Here is a 15535-nt window from a genome sequence, read left to right as displayed (position 1 = left end):
AATGGCGTCTTCCTGTCGAACTGGGCCCGTCATGTCGCTGCAAACCTGGGAGCTGCTGTCCTACATCGTTACCGTGGTGGCGTTGCCGTTCGCCATTGCGGTGTTCCTCTTCGAGCAGCGCAAGGAGCGCGAGAACGAAGAGGAGGCCATCTGGCAGCAGATCTCCGACGCCTATATCGATTTCCTCGAAGTGGTGCTGGCCAACCCCGACCTGCGTCTGCGCAGCCAGACCGCTACGCCCGACCTCAGCGCCGAGCAGCGCGAGCGCATGTGGGTGATCTTCGACATGCTCATCTCGCTGTTCGAGCGCGCCTACCTGCTGGCCTACGCGGACGACATGGACGCCAAGCAGCAGCGGCGCTGGCATTCGTGGGAGGACTACATGCGCGAATGGAGCCGCCGCGAGGACTTCCGCGAGCGCCTGCCGCACCTGCTACGTGGCGAAGACCCCGGTTTTGCTGCCTATATCCGTGGCCTGGCCGACGAAGAGGCGGCCAGGCCCGAGGATTGAATGAACGGGCCTGTTCGGCCACCCCCAGTAGTCCTGATCGTAAAGGAGAGGTGTATGAGTCAGATCGTTAACCAGACCGTTCGCTACGAGATTGATGGTCAGCCTTTCGCTTGCCAGTTGCTGTACGACGAAAGCGACGCGAGCCCACGCCCGGGCCTGCTGATGGCGCCGAACTGGATGGGGGTGTCCGCCGGTGCCATCGAGATGGCCCGCCAGGTGGCGGCGCGTGGCTATGTGGTGTTGCTGGCGGATGTCTATGGCGCCGACCTGCGCCCACAGAACATGGATGAGGCCGGGGCGGCGATGATGTCGGTGAAGGGCAAGCCGGCACTGCGTCAGCGTCTGCTGGCCGCGCTCGATACCCTCAAGGCGCAGCCCGGCATCCCGCTGGATAGCAGTCGTCTGGCGGTCTTCGGTTTCTGCTTCGGCGGCCATTGCGCCCTGGAGCTGGCCCGTGCCGGCGCACCGCTACAGGCGGCGGTGTCCTTCCATGGCACCCTGGACAGCGCCAACCCGGCGGAGGCGCAGAACATTCAGGGCTCGGTGCTGGTTCTCGATGGCGCCACCGATCCCTTCGTGCCGCGCAGCCAGCTGACTGAGTTCGCTGCCGAGATGGGCGCCGCCGGTGTCGACTGGCAGCTGATCAGCTACGGCCGCGCCGTGCATTCCTTTACCGATCCGCAGGCCAATATCCCGGGCAAGATGCAGTACGACGCGAAGATTTCGCGCCGCGCCTTTGCGGCCATGTACGACCTGTTCGACGAAGTCTTCGCCTAGGGATATCTCCCGCTAGGGCAGGTGAAACCCGCGTCTGGCCTGTGCCTGGTTACGCGGGTTTCCCCGCCCTACGCGCGCGGCAATTCGATCCGCGCGCTTTCCCCCGGCACCTGCGGCCAGTCGCCACTGGCCCAGTTCTGTTTAGCTTGCTCCAGCAACGCGGCATCGCTGGCGACAAAGTTCCAGAACATGCGCCGCGGCCCCAGCGGCTCGCCGCCGATCAGCGCCAGGTGACATTCGCCGCAGGCACTCAGTAGCAGCTCCTCGCCTGCGGGCAGTACGGCCAGGCCGCGCAGTGGCAGTTCATTGCCGTCCAGCTGCGCTTCGCCGGCGATCAGGTACAGCGCGCGCTCACGATGCTCGGCCGGAATCAGCAGGCTGGCGCCGGCCTGTAGCTTCAGCTCGGCATACAGGGTGGGCGAGTGCATCGGCACCGGCGACTGCAGGCAGAAGCCGGTGCCAGCGATCAGGGTGATCTGCACGCCCATGGCTGCGCTGCGCGGCAGGCTGGCGGCCGGGTGGTGGCTGTAACTCGGCTCGCCCTGTTCCTCGGCCTGCGGCAACGCCAGCCACACCTGCAGGCCGTGCAGGCGCGAGCCGCTCTGCCAGAGGTGCGCCGGGGTGCGTTCGACGTGCGCCACGGCGCGGCCGGCGGTCATCCAGCTGACATCGCCGGGCTGCACCAACTGGTCGGAGCCGAGGCTGTCCTTGTGCTGCAGCTCGCCCGCGAACAGGTAGGTGAGGGTGGACAGGCCGATATGCGGGTGCTGGTTGATGTTCATCCCGCTGCCGGCCGGGTAGCTCTGCTCCAGCATGTGATCGAAGAACACGAAGGGGCCGACGCTGCGGCACTTGGCCGAGGGCAGCGGGCGCAGGATCGGCTGGCCGGCGATATCTTCGGCGCGCGGGCGGATCAGCAGCAGCTCGCCCATCTCAGTCGCTGCCGAGCTGGGTGTTGATCTGCACCTCGGTGCTGGTCATCAGCTTGTGCACCGGGCATTTGTCGGCGATACGCAGCAGTTGCTGGCGCTGGGCGTCGTCCAAGGCACCGTGCAGCTGCAGTTCGACATTGAGGCGGTAGATGCCCTGGCGCTCCTCGCTGTCGTCGCGCTGCACCTGTACGTCGAGGCCTTCCAGGGGCAGGCCTTTCTGTTTGGCGTAGAGCATCAGGGTCAGTGCCTTGCAGGCGCCGAGGGCGGCGTCGAACAGATCATGGGGCTCGGGCCCGGAGGCGTCGCCGCCGAATTCGACGGGGACATCGGCATGCAGCAGGTGCTCGCCGATTGCGATGCTGTGGCGCAGGCCGGATTCGGTACTGATGCGGATCATGGGGGACTCCCAGGCTAGGTTGGCTGGTACCAGCCTAGCCCAGGGGCATGGGTTCAGACCAGCACGGACAGGCGCACATCGGCGCCAAGCACGCGCAGCAGACGGCCATCGGCGCCGAGGATGGGTACCGATACGGTGAAGCAGAAGTCGTCGGTGGCCGAGGAACGGTACACCGGGGTGATGTGGCTGCGCAGTGTCTCGGCCACCGCGCGGAACCAGGGGCGCTGGCTCCAGTTGCGGCCGCGGCAGGAGGGGCCGCCCTGTTGCGGTACGTCGCCGGCGAAGATGTTTTCCGACAGTTGCACGCCGCTGGCATCGACCAGGTAGAACAGCTCGAAGCGCGCATCGCGGCGCAGGGTGTCGGCCAGCAGGCGCTCGGCCGCGCCCAGCTCGCCGCTCAGGGCGGGCTGGCCGGCCAGTTGCTCGACGCCGGCCTGCACTGAGCGGTGCAGCTGCAGGCGGAAGTCACCGAGGCCCTGCAACAGGCGGTCGCCATCCTCGCGCACCGCCTGGCTGTGGCGCAGTACCTGGCCGGCCTTGCCGAGCAACTCGCCGGCGACCTGGGCGATCTGCTGTACATCGCCGTTGATCGAGCGCACGGCCTGACCGATCTGCTCGGTGCCGGTGGCGATATGGCCGACCCGTTCGTCCAGGCTGTCCATGGCCTGGCGGGTGCTGTCCAGGCCGTTGCCGACCTGCAGCATGCCGTCGCGGCCGTCCTCCACGGCGCGGTGCATGCGGGCGCCGGCGTCGGCCAGCTGGCCCATGCCATCGCGGAAGCGCTCGATGATCTGGCCGACCTGGCCGGTGGCTTCGGTGGTGTGCCCGGCCAGGCGCCGCACTTCCTCGGCCACCACGGCGAAGCCGCGGCCATGCTCGCCGGCACGGGCGGCCTCGATGGCGGCGTTGAGGGCGAGCAAATTGGTCTGTTGGGAAATGCTGGCGATCACCCCGATCACCTTGCTGACCTCTTCCAGTTGGCCGGTGAGGTTATCGATCACCTTGCTCAGCTGGCTTTCGCACACGCCGATGGCATCGACCTGACGCAACACGTCCTGGCCGCTCTGCTGGCACTGGCGCAGGGTGCTGGCGACCTCGCCGGAGAGCCGGGCGACCTCGGCCGCACCGGGCACCAGTTCGGCATCGAGGGTGGTGGTGACCTGTTCGCTGGCACTGGCGATCAGCTCCGAGGACTGCGCCAGGCTCTGTCCGCTTTCCTGGTTGGCGCTGGCGATATGGGCCAGCTGCGGGGCATGGGCAGCAATGCCGACGGCGGCGCCGAGGCTGGTGCGGATGCGCTGGTGCAGGCTGTCGCTGAAGCGGTTGAGGCGGCCCATCCAGGCCTGCTGCTCGTCCAGGCGGGTGGTCAGGTCGTGCTGGTTGAACAGGGCGCTGAGCGCCTCTTCGTGTTCGTTACGGCGAGTCTGGTTGCGCAGCAACTGCAGCATGGTGCGTCTCCCTCGATGGTCTGCTGCGGTCAGTGCAAGCACGGTGCCATCAGCTGGCCAGCGCCGCCTGCCGCGGCTGGCGGGAGCGCGGCGAAGTGGGCGCGTCGGAGCGGGGCAGTGGGGCGGGGGCGGCTCTATTTCGGTGCGTCGGGGCGGTACCACAGCTCCTTGCGGGCGAACGGCGTCTGTTCCGGCAGATCCGGGTTCTGCAGCTCGATCACCTTGCGCTGGCCGAGCTTCGCCTGGGCCAGGGTCGCGCCATGGTACTGCTCGAACAGACGGTCGAAGCTGCCATCGGCGATCATCGCCTCAAGGCCGCGCTGGATGTCACCGGCCAGGTCGGCACGGGCACGCGAGGTGAAGAAGTAGAAGGCGCTGGGGTAGTGGATGACGATATGCGAGTCGACGGCCAGCTTGAGGCCAGCGGCATTGGCGCGCTGCTGTTCGTCCCAGGCCACCACCACTTCGCGGGGGAACAGGTCGAAGCGCCCGGCATCGAGCATGCGGAACAGGCTCTCGTAGCTCTGGCTGGTGATCACCTGCAGGCCGTTGCTGCGCAGGATGTGGCTGTCCGGCCAGTCGGCGCGCTGGCCGAAGCGCATGGGCTTGAGCTGGGCCAGGCTGTCGACCGCTTTGAGCCAGTCGCGATCCTCCTCGCGAACCAGCATCACCCGCCAGCCGATCAGACCTTTGTAGATCGGGATGCGGATCGGCAGCATGCTCAGCTCGCGCTCACGGGTGGTCATGGTCCACATCAGCTGCACGCTGCCGTCGTTTTGCTCCAGCGACAGCTGGGCGCGACTCTGCGCCATGGCCTTGGCCGAGGGCTGCAACTGGTGGCCGGCGCCGCTGTGGGCCAGGGCCTGGCGCAGCAGCTCGACCACATAGGCCTCGGGGTCGGCGCCCTCGGAGTGCAGCGGGTAGGTCAGCAGTTCGCCTGCCTGCAGTGGCAGGCAGCAGGCCAGGGCAAGTAGGGTCAGCAGGCGGCGCATGGGCAGGCTCTTGGTGGCGATCTGTGCAGCATGGCCGCTGGCAGCAGGCTGCGCCAGTGGCGTGGCGGCAGAGCTGGATAACTGTCACATGGTTGTCATCCGTATGTCATAGCCTCGCGCCATCCCAACCAAGGAGCGCAAGATGAAACTGTTCAGCTTGAGCGCATTGGCGCTGGGCCTGGCGTCCAGCCTGGCCATGGCCGATGTGCGTGTCGAAGGAGCGATCGAGTACGGCGTATTCGCCGCGGCGCCGATCAAGGATCCGCAACCGGGCGAGCGAGTACTGACCCGGGCCAACCAGCAGATCGAGCAGACCGACGTAGTGCCCGGACGCCTGGGTACCAAGTTCGGCCTGCGCTATCGCCTGAGCGGCAAGACCGAGGCGGAAGCGCCGCTGACCCTGCTGTACCTGACCCCGGGGCTGGTCGGCCCGGACGGCCGGCGCCAGGACAAGATCGAACTGGTACAGAAGATGGCGCCGGGCGCGCCGCAGGACGTCATGGCCTTCGAGTTCACTGAGCACTATGAAGTGGTGCCGGGCGAGTGGCGTTTCATGGTGTTCCAGGGCGATCGCCTGCTGGCCGAGCAGCGCTTCGAGGTGCGCTGAGGCGCCGACGCTGGAAAAAAGGCCCGTCTGTCTTGCAGACGGGCCTTTTTCTTTTCCGACATGGCAGATGGCCATGGGGTTTGCTTGGCTTAGGGTTCTGTTGCCCTTCGTCAAGGATGTCGCCATGTACCTGAGGAACCTGAAAATCGCCCCGCGTGCCGGGCTCGGCTTCGCCATTCTGGCGCTGCTGGTACTGATTCTGGGGGGCTTCTCGCTGCTGCAGATGAACCGCATGCAGGCCAAGTCCAGCGAGGTCAACGAAAACTGGCTGCCCAGCATCCAGGCGCTCAATGAGATGAGCCAGAGCATTCTGCGCATCCGCGCCATCACCCTGCGCCTGTTGATCAACCGTGACCCGCAGAGCCTGGCGCAGAACGAGCAGCGCCTGGTGGCGTTGAAGCAGGAGCTGCGCGAGTCGGAGGGGCGCTACCAGAAGCTGATCTCCAGCAGCGAGGAGAAGGAGGCCTACGAGCTGTTCAACAAGGCCAAGTCCGACTATCTGAGGCAGCAGGAGCAGATCATGGCGCACTCGCAGCAGAACCGGCTGGAGGATGCGCTGGCGATTGCCAATGGCGTGCTCAACCAGTACGCCGATGCCATGGCCAAGGCGCTCATGGCGCTGACCGAGATGAACAAGCGTGGTGCCACGGCGGCGGCGGACGAGAGCCATGCGGCCTACGAGAGCGCGGTCAGCATGGTGCTGACGCTGCTGGTGGTGAGTGCGCTGATCACCGTGGTACTGGCGGTACTGCTGACCCGCAGCATCGTCCGCCCGCTGGTGCAGGCAGTGGAGGTGGCCCAGGTGGTGGCCGGGGGGGATCTGACCGGGCATATCGACACTGCCGGGAGCGATGAGCCGGCGCAGTTGCTGCAGGCGCTCAAACGCATGCAGCAGAGCCTGCGCCAGACCATCCAGCAGATCGCCGACTCGTCCAACCAGCTGGCCTCGGCCTCCGAGGAACTGCACGCAGTGACCGAGGATGCCACCCGTGGCCTGCACCTGCAGAACACCGAGATCGAGCAGGCGGCCACCGCGGTCAACCAGATGACGGCGGCGGTGGAGGAGGTGGCGCGCAACGCGGTGAGTACATCAGAGGCCTCGCGCGAGTCCGACCGCACTGCCCAGCGCGGTTGCGAGCAGGTACGCCAGACGGTGAGCAGCATCAGCCACCTGGCCGAGGACGTGACCGGCACGGCCGATCAGGTGGAGATCCTGGCCGGCAAGGTGCGCAACATCAGCCAGGTGCTCGATGTGATCCGCTCGATTGCCGAGCAGACCAACTTGCTCGCCCTCAACGCGGCCATCGAAGCGGCGCGGGCCGGCGATGCCGGGCGTGGCTTTGCCGTGGTCGCCGACGAGGTGCGGGCGCTGGCCTCGCGCACGCAGCAGTCGACCCAGGAAATCGAGCAGATGATCGGGGGTATCCAGCAGGGCACCGAGCAGGCGGTCAGCGCCATGCAGAACAGCACCGGGCACGCTCATTCGGCCCTGGAAGTGGCGCGCCTGGCCGGCAGTGCGCTGGAGGAAATCGCCGTGGCGATCACCACGATCAACGAGCGCAACCTGGTGATCGCCAGCGCCTCCGAGGAGCAGGCCCAGGTGGCGCGGGAAGTGGATCGCAATCTGGTGAACATTCGCGACCTGTCGCTGCAGACCTCGGCCGGGGCCGATCAGACCAACGCCGCCAGCCAGGAGCTGTCGCGCCTGGCGGTCGGCCTCAATGGCCTGGTCGGGCGCTTTCGCCTGTAGTTCGCGCGGCAAATGAAAACGGCGCCCGCAGGCGCCGTTTTCATGAGTGGGCAGATCAGCCCTTGTAGCGTTGCAGCACCAGGGTGGCGTTGGTGCCGCCAAAGCCGAAACTGTTGCTCATCACGGTGTTCAGCTCGGCGTTCTCGCGGGTCTGGCGCAGGATCGGCAGATCCGCCACTTCCGGGTCGAGTTCATCGATGTTGGCCGAAGCCGCGATGAACTTGCCTTCCATCATCAGCATGCAGTAGATCGCTTCCTGCACGCCGGCAGCGCCCAGCGAGTGGCCGGACAGGCTCTTGGTCGAGCTGATGGCCGGGGCCTTGGTGCCGAACACTTCACGCACGCCGCGGATTTCCGCCACGTCGCCCACCGGGGTGGAGGTACCGTGGGTGTTCAGGTAGTCGATCGGCGCGTCGACAGTGGCCAGGGCCTGCTGCATGCAGCGGATGGCGCCTTCGCCGCTCGGGGCGACCATGTCGTAGCCGTCACTGGTAGCGCCGTAACCGACGATTTCGGCGTAGATCTTGGCGCCGCGCTTGAGCGCATGCTCCAGCTCCTCGACCACCACCATGCCGCCACCGCCGGCGATGACGAAACCGTCACGCTTGGCGTCGTAGGCGCGCGAGGCCTTTTCCGGGGTCTCGTTGTACTGGGTGGAGAGGGCGCCCATGGCGTCGAACAGGCAGCTCTGGCTCCAGTGCTCCTCTTCACCTCCGCCGGCAAAGACCACGTCCTGCTTGCCCAGCTGGATCTGTTCCATGGCCTGGCCGATGCAGTGCGCGCTGGTGGCGCAGGCCGAGGAGATGGAGAAGTTCACGCCCTTGATCTGGAACGGCGTGGCCAGGCAGGCCGACACGGTGCTGCCCATGGTGCGGGTCACGCGGTATGGGCCGATGCGCTTGACGCCTTTTTCGCGCAGGGTGTCGATGGCTTCCATCTGGTTCAGGGTGGAGGCGCCGCCGGAGCCGGCGATCAGGCCGGTGCGCGGGTTGGAGATCTGCTCCGGGCTGAGGCCGGAGTCCTTGATCGCCTGTTCCATCGCCAGGTAGGCATAGGCCGCGGCATCACCCATGAAGCGCAGCACCTTGCGGTCGATCAGCTCTTCGAGGTTCAGCTCGACCGAGCCGGACACCTGGCTGCGCAGGCCCATCTCGGCGTAGGCCGGGTTGAAGCGGATACCCGCCTTGCCAGCGCGCAGGTTGGCGGAAACGGTGTCTTTGTCATTGCCCAGGCAGGAAACGATGCCCAGACCGGTGATCACGACGCGACGCATGCGGATAACCCTTAGAAATTGTCAGTGGAGGTGAACAGACCGACGCGCAGGCCTTCGGCACTGTAGATCTCGCGGCCATCGACGCTGACGGTGCCATCGGCGATGCCGAGGATCAGCGAGCGGTTGATGGTGCGCTTGATATGGATGTTGTAGGTGATCTTCTTGGCGGTGGGCAGCACCTGGCCGAAGAACTTCACTTCGCCGGAGCCCAGGGCACGGCCGCGGCCGGGGTTGCCCTGCCAGCCGAGGTAGAAACCGACCAGTTGCCACATGGCGTCGAGGCCCAGGCAGCCCGGCATGACCGGATCGCCTTCGAAATGGCAGGCGAAGAACCACAGATCCGGATTGATATCGAGCTCGGCGACGATCTCGCCCTTGCCGTACTTGCCGCCGGTTTCGCTGATGTGAACGATGCGGTCGATCATCAGCATGTTGGGGGCGGGCAGTTGCGCATTACCCGGGCCGAACAGCTCGCCGCGACTGCAGCGCAGCAGGTCTTCCCGGGTGAAGGCGTTTTGCTTGGTCATGCGAGCTCCTCAATGGCCCCGCCGCACGGGGCTAAGCGATACATCCTGGTCGCCGCAGGCTCTGGGCGTCTGTCGGCAGCGTAGTCATAGACTGTTGCGTGTTGGTGAAAGTCACAGTTCCTTGTGCACACCTGTATACCGGGTGTCGAGCAATGCGCCAGGCAGACTCTAGCACTCCTGTTCCTGGCGTTGGTTGCGACTGCTCAACCAGCGCAGCAAGACACGTTCCAGATCGGCACGCTTGAATGGTTTGGCCAGGTAATCGTTCATCCCGGCCTGCAAGCAGGCCTCACGGTCGCCCTGCAGGGCGTTGGCGGTGAGGGCGATGATCGGGATGTTGCTGTGCGGCGCCAGCTGGCGGATCTGCCGGGTGGCCTCGTAGCCGTCCATCACCGGCAGGCGGCAGTCCATCAGGATCGCGGCGAAGCGCTGTGGGTTGAAGCTGTGCACCGCCTGGGCGCCGTCGCCGACCAGGGTGACGCGGTAGCCCAGGCTGCGCAGCATGGCCTCGATCACCGTCTGATTGACCGGGTTATCCTCCACCAGCAGCACTTCCTGGCCGTCGCCGGCCTGGCCTTGCAGGGCTTGCTCGGCATTCTGCTCGCTGCTGCGGGGGCGGAACGGCAGGGGGATTTCCAGGCTGAATACCGAGCCGGCGCCTTCCTCGCTGCTGGCGTGCAGGGTGCCACCCATGCGTTCGGCCAGGGTGCGGGCGATGGACAGGCCCAGGCCGGTGCCGCCATAGCGCCGCGAGATCGAGGTGTCGGCCTGCTGGAAGGCGTCGAACATGTGCTCCAGGCGCTCCGGGGCGATGCCGATGCCGCTGTCGTGCACGGCACAGGTGAACCACAGCACTTCGTTGTCCAGCGGCTGCCAGTGGGTCTCGATGCGGATGCCGCCGTCCTCGGTGAACTTCAGCGCGTTGCCCAGCAGGTTGACCAGGATCTGGCGGATGCGGGTCGGGTCGCCCTGCACTTCGAAGTCCTCCAGTCCCGGCTGGCTGTTCAGGCGCAGGTACAGGCCGCGTTGCTGGGCGCTGTGCTGGAACACCTGCAGCGAGCCCTGCAGCAGCTCCAGCAGGTTGAACGGGATGCGCTCCAGCTCCAGGGCGCCGCGCTCGATGCGCGAGAAGTCGAGGATGTCGTTGATCACCTTGAGCAGGTGCTCGGTGGACTCGGTGGCCAGGGCCGCGTACTCGGCCTGTTCCTGGTTCAGCTCGGTGGTTTCCAGCAGCTGCAGCATACCCAGCACGCCGTTCATCGGCGTGCGCAGCTCGTGGCTCATCATGGCCAGGAAGTCGGATTTGGCCCGGCTGGCCTGCTCGGCCTGTTCGCGGGTGAGGATCAGCTGTTCCATGGCGGCCTGCTGCTCGCCGCTGGCGCTGGCCAGGCCGCTGGCCAGGTTGTTGATATGGCGGGCCAGTTCGCCCAGCTCGCCGCCGGCGCTTTCCGGCAGGCGCCCCTGGTAGTCGCCGGCCTGGATCGCTTCCACGGCGCGGCCCATGGCGCTGATTGGGCGTGCCAGGCGGCTGGCCAGCTGGCGGGCGAGGAGGAAGGTCAGCACCAGCGCCAGCAGGCTGAGCACCGTGGCCTTGAGCAGGATGTCCTGCTGCTGGGCGGTCAGCCCTTCGCTGGACATGCCGACCACCACCCGGCCCAGGTAGTCGTCCGGCAGCTTGTCGCTGTTGTCCGCCTGCGGCGGCACGAACTCGCTGTCGAGGGGAATGCGCTGCAGGCGGATCGGCGCGTGGAACACTTCCACGGTGGCGCTGTTCTCGCTACCGGCCTGTTCGACATAGATCAGGATGTTTTCTTCGCGGTCGCGCACTTCTAAGAAGCGCACATGGGCGGTCTTCAGGGTGGCGCGCAGCAGGTGGTCGAGCACCTGCGGGTTGCCGGAAATCACGCCGTACTCGGCCGCCGGTGCCAGCTGGTCGGCGATCAGCTGGCCGGTGTGGTTGAGCTCCTGCTGCAGATCCTGCAGCCGGGCGAAGGTGAAGAAGCCGGTCAGCAGCAGGGTCAGCAGCAGGGCCGGGCCGACGCTGATCAGTTGGGTGCGGGTATGAATGTCCCAGTTGCGCCCGAAACTCATGGGGTGTTCTCTCCTGCGGCCAGCCGCCGCGCCAGTTCGGCGTCGTCGGCCAGTTCTATGCCCAGGGCACGGGCAACCTGGCGGTTGCTCTGCACCTTGAAGCGGCTAGGGTACAGCTCGCGGGGCCAGTCTTGGGGCTCCTGATCGAGCATCTGATCGAGGGTGGCGAGCCAGTCGTCCTGGTCGCTGTAGCTGCTGGCCAGGCTGCCGGCGCGCACGAAGCCGGCGCTGGGGCCGAGCAGGATGCGTTGCTGGGCATAACTGCTGAGCAGCAGGTTCTTGATGGTGCGGTTGTTGTACAGCTGGGCGTCGTCGAGGCCCAGCAGCAGGTCGCTGCGGGCCAGCAGGCTGAGCAGCGGGCGGCTGTCGCGGTTGTCCGTCCAGGCCTGGGCGACTATCTGCAGGCCGAGCGGAGCGGCAGCGCGCGCCAGTTCAGGGAGCAGGAAGGCGCTGTCGGTACCGTAGAGCACGCCGATGCGGGTGCGGCCCGGCAACAGCAGGCGCGCCAGGGCCAGCTGGCGGGCCGCCGGCGGATCGCTCCAGAGCAGGCTGAGGTGGCCGGGGCGAGTATTGCCGAGCAGGCGTTGCGCTTCCACCCGGGACACTCGCAGCACCAGGGTCGGCGGGCCGAGCGGGTCGCTCAGGCGCCAGTCCAGAGCCTGCCGGTCGAGCAGGATCAGGCGGCAGTCGGCAGGCAGTCCGGCAACCCGGCCGAGCTGGGCGAGCGGGCGGAAGCTCACCTGATCCTGCGGGCGGCGCTCGGCCAGGGCCAGGGCGAAGGCGCGCAGGGCCGGGGTGTCTTCGCTGCTGCTGAGCACGACCTCGGCCGCGCGAGCGGGCGCGGCGAGCAGCAGGCAGCAGCTAAGCACGAAGAGGAGGCGCATCCCTGGCCCTCGGTTGGCCATCGTCCATGAAGCGAACAGCGGCATCCTAGAACTCTAGCTCCGCACTGAAGTAGAGCAGGTGGCGCTCGTCGTAGCGGTTTTCGACCCAGGTCAGCGGTTCGTCGTCCAGGCGCTGTTGCAAGACCCCGGCCAGTTCCAGCTGGGTCTGGGCCAGCGGTATGAGTTTGGCCACGCGCAGGTCGAGGCGTTCGAAGCGGTACTGGTTGAGCTGGTCGTCGCCGTAATAGAACAGGCTGCTCGACCAGCCCTGGCCCCAGTCGTGCAGCCAGCCGGCCGAGCCGCTGTTGTTGGCGGTGAGGCGCTTGTCCTGACGGCTGGTGGCGCTGTAGTCGACATAGGCGTAGGTCAGGCGCAGGCGATCGGCCGGGCTCAGGCGCCAGTCCAGCTGACTTTCCGCGCCACTGAAGCGGGCGCGGTCGTTGTTGTCCGGGGCGAAGTCGGCGATCTGCAGCGGGTCGCTGATCATGCCGGTGATTTCGTCGTAGAACAGCTTGATGTCCAGGCTCAGATTGTCGAACTGGCCGTTATAGCCGAGCTCGCGCGAGCGCATGATTTCCTGGTCGAGGTCGCCGGAGCCCTGGGCGCGGGCGAAGAAATAGGCATCGCTCTGGCCGAATGCGCTGGGCTGCAGGCCGCGTACGCGGTAGCTCCAGTCGACGTTGTCCTCGTACATGTCCGGTGAGCGGCGGGCCTCGGAGTACACCGCGCGCAGGCCGTGGCGTGGGGTGATCAGGTAATTGAGGGCGATGCGCGGGCTCAGCGAGCTGCCGGACAGGTGGTCGTCCTCGTACATGGCGCCGCCCTGCAGCAGCCAGTGCTCGTCGAGGTGCCATTCGAACTGGCTGAACAGGCGCCAGAGGTCGTTGCTCAGGTCGCCGTTGAAGAAGGTTTCGGAGCTGGCCTTGTCGTGGCGGTAGCTGATGCCGCTGACCAGGCGCAGGTCGTCGGACAGGCTCAGGGTGTCCTGCAGCTCCAGGTCGTAGCGGCTCTCGTGGATGTCCTGATTGACCATCCCACAAGTGGTCTGCAGGCCGCCGCTGAACAGCTGGCCGAGAATCTGCCCGGCTAGCGCTTCCTGCTGCGGAGTGCCGTTGGGGATGCTGGGCAGGTGGCGGGAGAACACGTCCACGTAGTCCGGGCCGAGGGCGAACAGCTGCGCCAGCTGCGGGCTGAAGGCGATGGCCGCCTCGCAGGCGCGCCAGTCCTGTTCGCGCTCCCAGTGCTGGGCGTAGCCCTGGACATACAGGCTGTGCTGCGGGTTGACGTCCATCGTCCAGCGCGCCGAGCCGGCATAGTCGCGGGCCTCGATGTCGGAGTCGCCGTCGCCGGGTTCGATGTCGCCGAAGATCGGCTCGTAGTCGTAGGCCCGCTGGTTGCTGCCTTCCTTGGCCGCCAATTGCCAGTCAAGGGTCTGCTCCGGCGTCAGGCTGTGGCTGGCGGTGAGGTTGAGGCGGGTCAGGCGGCGGCCGTCGCGGTAGTCGGCGCCGTTTTCGTCGTGGTCGAAGCCATCGTCTTCCTGACCGGACAGCGACAGGCGCAGGTCGCCGTTCTGCAAGCCTAGGTTCTGACTGGCGTACCAGTCGCGGATGCCGCGCTGGCCCTGGGTGTACTTGAGGCGAGTGCCTTCGCTGGCGGACGGTGCGCGGGTGAGGATGTTGATCACCCCCATCAGCGCGTTGGAGCCGTAGCTGACGCTGTTGGGGCCGCGGAACACCTCGATGCGCTCGATATCCTCGATGGCCAGCGGCAGGTCGCTCCAGTCCACGGTGGCGAGGCCGGGGTGGTACACCGAGCGGCCGTCGATCAGCACCTGCAGACGCCGCGCCTCGGTGACGTTGGTGCCGTGATAGTTGACCGTGGCCTGGTTGCCGCTCAGGTAGCCGACCATCATGCCCGGCACCAGGCGCATCAGCTCGGGAATGTCGCGAGCCCCGGAGGCCCTGATCAGCTCGCTGTCGAGCAGGGTCATGCTGCCCGGCACCGCCGCGGGCGACTGCTTCAGGCGACTGGCGGTGAGAACCTCCGGCACGTCGCCGGCGGCGTCGAACAGGTCGTCGGCCGAGACCGGGAAGGCCGCCAGCAGGGCCAGCAGGGAGAAGGGGATCGAGGTGCGCACGGAACAGCCTTGTTCGAGAGCGGGCCCGCGCATGTTAACCGAGATGCCCGTGTTTGCCAGCGCGCCGGTGCGGCACAGTCACGATCGGGACTGGTCGGTCGGCCGAGGGTTCGTGATAATGCCCCCATTCGCCATGTGGATGGCTTGTTCTGGAACCCTTATGACCGAGCAACAACCTGTTGCAGTGCTGGGCGGCGGTAGCTTCGGCACCGCCATCGCCAATCTGCTGGCCGAGAATGGCCAGCGCGTCCTGCAGTGGATGCGCGACCCCGAGCAGGCCGAAGCGATGCGCACCCAGCGTGAGAACCCGCGCTACCTCAAGGGCGTCAAGCTGCACCCGGGGGTCGAGCCGCTGAACGATCTGCCGGCGACCCTGGCGGCCTGCGAACTGGTGTTCGTCGCCATTCCGTCCTCGGCCCTGCGCAAGGCCCTGCAGCCGGTGGCCGGCGAGCTGGCCGGCAAGCTGCTGATCAGTACCACCAAGGGCATCGAGGCCGACGGCTTCAAGCTGATGAGCCAGATCCTCGCCGAAGTGGCGCCGCAGGCGCGCATCGGTGTGCTGTCCGGGCCCAACCTGGCCAAGGAAGTGGCCGAGCATGCACTGACCGCCACGGTGATCGCCAGCGAGGACGAAGAGCTCTGCCAGCGCGTGCAGCAAGCCCTGCACGGCCGCACCTTCCGCGTCTATGCCAGCCGCGACAGCTTCGGCGTCGAGCTGGGCGGGGCGCTGAAGAACGTCTACGCGATCATCGCCGGCATGGCTGCAGCCCTGGGCATGGGTGAGAACACCAAAAGCATGCTGATTACCCGCGCCCTGGCGGAGATGACCCGCTTTGCCGTCAAGCTCGGTGCCAACCCGATGACCTTCCTCGGCCTGGCCGGCGTCGGCGACCTGATCGTCACCTGCACCTCGCCGAAGAGCCGCAACTACCAGGTCGGTTTCGCCCTGGGCGAGGGCCTCAGCCTGGAGGACGCGGTGGCGCGCCTGGGCGAAGTGGCTGAAGGCGTCAACACGCTCAAGGTGCTCAAGCACAAGGCCGAGGAAATGCAGGTCTACATGCCGCTGGTCGCCGGTTTACATGCCATCCTGTTCGAGGGCCGTACCCTGGCCCAGGTGATCGAGGCGCTGATGCGCGGCGAGCCGAAAACCGACGTGGATTTCATTTCGATCAGCGGGTTCTGACCCGCACACAGCGTACAAGGAGAGTG

The 15535-nt window shown here is 66.7% G+C and carries 14 protein-coding genes; 5 read left to right on the top strand and 9 right to left on the bottom strand.

Features of this window, described 5'->3' with window-relative positions:
- The first annotated feature begins 31 nt into the window (after positions 1 to 31).
- Complete coding sequence (locus A9179_RS11435) at positions 32 to 511, top strand: hypothetical protein (protein ID WP_187805924.1); 480 nt, start codon at positions 32 to 34, stop codon at positions 509 to 511.
- A 54-nt stretch (positions 512 to 565) separates the two neighbouring features.
- Complete coding sequence (locus A9179_RS11430; protein WP_187805923.1) at positions 566 to 1288, top strand: dienelactone hydrolase family protein; 723 nt, start codon at positions 566 to 568, stop codon at positions 1286 to 1288.
- A gap of 68 nt (positions 1289 to 1356) precedes the next feature.
- Here the strand turns inward: A9179_RS11430 and A9179_RS11425 are convergent, their stop codons facing one another.
- The 4 genes from A9179_RS11425 to A9179_RS11410 form a co-directional block, all read right to left on the bottom strand.
- The gene (locus A9179_RS11425) at positions 1357 to 2220 is read right to left on the bottom strand and encodes a pirin family protein (RefSeq protein WP_187805922.1); all 864 of its coding nucleotides are present in this window, start codon (positions 2218 to 2220) and stop codon (positions 1357 to 1359) included.
- A 1-nt stretch (position 2221) separates the two neighbouring features.
- Positions 2222 to 2617 carry an OsmC family protein gene (locus A9179_RS11420; RefSeq protein WP_187805921.1) on the bottom strand — a complete coding sequence of 132 codons (396 nt, stop codon included), beginning with the start codon at positions 2615 to 2617 and terminating at the stop codon, positions 2222 to 2224.
- 53 nt (positions 2618 to 2670) lie between these two features.
- Entirely contained in the window at positions 2671 to 4065 is a 1395-nt protein-coding gene (locus A9179_RS11415) for a methyl-accepting chemotaxis protein (RefSeq protein ID WP_187805920.1), read from the bottom strand.
- Positions 4066 to 4199: 134 nt separating this feature from the next.
- Positions 4200 to 5057, bottom strand: coding sequence for a substrate-binding periplasmic protein (locus tag A9179_RS11410; RefSeq protein WP_187805919.1), 858 nt, complete (start codon positions 5055 to 5057; stop codon positions 4200 to 4202).
- A gap of 142 nt (positions 5058 to 5199) precedes the next feature.
- On the opposite strand from A9179_RS11410, the gene A9179_RS11405 reads away from it, so the two are divergent.
- Together A9179_RS11405 and A9179_RS11400 are read left to right on the top strand one after the other, a co-directional pair.
- Positions 5200 to 5664, top strand: a complete 465-nt coding sequence (locus A9179_RS11405) for a DUF3859 domain-containing protein (protein ID WP_187805918.1) — start codon at positions 5200 to 5202, stop codon at positions 5662 to 5664.
- A gap of 124 nt (positions 5665 to 5788) precedes the next feature.
- Entirely contained in the window at positions 5789 to 7414 is a 1626-nt protein-coding gene (locus A9179_RS11400; RefSeq protein WP_187805917.1) for a methyl-accepting chemotaxis protein, read from the top strand.
- 55 nt (positions 7415 to 7469) lie between these two features.
- On the opposite strand, the gene fabB is transcribed toward A9179_RS11400, so the two are convergent.
- The 5 genes from fabB to A9179_RS11375 all read right to left on the bottom strand — a co-directional run bounded on the left by fabB (position 7470) and on the right by A9179_RS11375 (position 14359).
- On the bottom strand, positions 7470 to 8687 hold the full coding sequence (gene fabB / locus A9179_RS11395) for a beta-ketoacyl-ACP synthase I (protein WP_187805916.1): 1218 nt from the start codon (positions 8685 to 8687) through the stop codon (positions 7470 to 7472).
- Between the two features lie 11 nt (positions 8688 to 8698).
- Positions 8699 to 9214 carry a 3-hydroxyacyl-[acyl-carrier-protein] dehydratase FabA gene (gene fabA, locus A9179_RS11390; protein WP_187805915.1) on the bottom strand — a complete coding sequence of 172 codons (516 nt, stop codon included), beginning with the start codon at positions 9212 to 9214 and terminating at the stop codon, positions 8699 to 8701.
- A 168-nt stretch (positions 9215 to 9382) separates the two neighbouring features.
- Complete coding sequence (locus A9179_RS11385) at positions 9383 to 11305, bottom strand: ATP-binding protein (protein WP_187805914.1); 1923 nt, start codon at positions 11303 to 11305, stop codon at positions 9383 to 9385.
- The gene (locus tag A9179_RS11380) at positions 11302 to 12189 is read right to left on the bottom strand and encodes an ABC transporter substrate-binding protein (protein ID WP_187805913.1); all 888 of its coding nucleotides are present in this window, start codon (positions 12187 to 12189) and stop codon (positions 11302 to 11304) included. Before A9179_RS11380 ends, A9179_RS11385 begins: the two co-directional genes overlap by 4 nt.
- A gap of 46 nt (positions 12190 to 12235) precedes the next feature.
- Entirely contained in the window at positions 12236 to 14359 is a 2124-nt protein-coding gene (locus tag A9179_RS11375; protein ID WP_187805912.1) for a TonB-dependent receptor plug domain-containing protein, read from the bottom strand.
- Between the two features lie 127 nt (positions 14360 to 14486).
- Between A9179_RS11375 and A9179_RS11370 the strand changes: the two genes are divergently transcribed.
- Positions 14487 to 15509, top strand: a complete 1023-nt coding sequence (locus A9179_RS11370) for an NAD(P)H-dependent glycerol-3-phosphate dehydrogenase (RefSeq protein ID WP_187805911.1) — start codon at positions 14487 to 14489, stop codon at positions 15507 to 15509.
- Positions 15510 to 15535: the final 26 nt, after the last annotated feature.

The sequence above is a fragment of the Pseudomonas alcaligenes genome (genome assembly GCF_014490745.1).
GTDB lineage: Bacteria > Pseudomonadota > Gammaproteobacteria > Pseudomonadales > Pseudomonadaceae > Aquipseudomonas > Aquipseudomonas alcaligenes_C.
Note: the sequence above shows the minus strand (reverse complement) of the source record. Positions and strands in the feature narration are given on the sequence as shown.

What these genes read in the sequence shown, in the direction of transcription:
- A9179_RS11435 (WP_187805924.1), top strand. Translation starts at nt 32, where the DNA reads ATGTCGCTGCAAACCTGGGAGCTGCTGTCCTACATCGTTACCGTGGTG.
- A9179_RS11430 (WP_187805923.1), top strand. Translation starts at nt 566, where the DNA reads ATGAGTCAGATCGTTAACCAGACCGTTCGCTACGAGATTGATGGTCAG.
- A9179_RS11425 (WP_187805922.1), bottom strand. Translation starts at nt 2,220, where the DNA reads ATGGGCGAGCTGCTGCTGATCCGCCCGCGCGCCGAAGATATCGCCGGC.
- A9179_RS11420 (WP_187805921.1), bottom strand. Translation starts at nt 2,617, where the DNA reads ATGATCCGCATCAGTACCGAATCCGGCCTGCGCCACAGCATCGCAATC.
- A9179_RS11415 (WP_187805920.1), bottom strand. Translation starts at nt 4,065, where the DNA reads ATGCTGCAGTTGCTGCGCAACCAGACTCGCCGTAACGAACACGAAGAG.
- A9179_RS11410 (WP_187805919.1), bottom strand. Translation starts at nt 5,057, where the DNA reads ATGCGCCGCCTGCTGACCCTACTTGCCCTGGCCTGCTGCCTGCCACTG.
- A9179_RS11405 (WP_187805918.1), top strand. Translation starts at nt 5,200, where the DNA reads ATGAAACTGTTCAGCTTGAGCGCATTGGCGCTGGGCCTGGCGTCCAGC.
- A9179_RS11400 (WP_187805917.1), top strand. Translation starts at nt 5,789, where the DNA reads ATGTACCTGAGGAACCTGAAAATCGCCCCGCGTGCCGGGCTCGGCTTC.
- fabB (WP_187805916.1), bottom strand. Translation starts at nt 8,687, where the DNA reads ATGCGTCGCGTCGTGATCACCGGTCTGGGCATCGTTTCCTGCCTGGGC.
- fabA (WP_187805915.1), bottom strand. Translation starts at nt 9,214, where the DNA reads ATGACCAAGCAAAACGCCTTCACCCGGGAAGACCTGCTGCGCTGCAGT.
- A9179_RS11385 (WP_187805914.1), bottom strand. Translation starts at nt 11,305, where the DNA reads ATGAGTTTCGGGCGCAACTGGGACATTCATACCCGCACCCAACTGATC.
- A9179_RS11380 (WP_187805913.1), bottom strand. Translation starts at nt 12,189, where the DNA reads ATGCGCCTCCTCTTCGTGCTTAGCTGCTGCCTGCTGCTCGCCGCGCCC.
- A9179_RS11375 (WP_187805912.1), bottom strand. Translation starts at nt 14,359, where the DNA reads ATGCGCGGGCCCGCTCTCGAACAAGGCTGTTCCGTGCGCACCTCGATC.
- A9179_RS11370 (WP_187805911.1), top strand. Translation starts at nt 14,487, where the DNA reads ATGACCGAGCAACAACCTGTTGCAGTGCTGGGCGGCGGTAGCTTCGGC.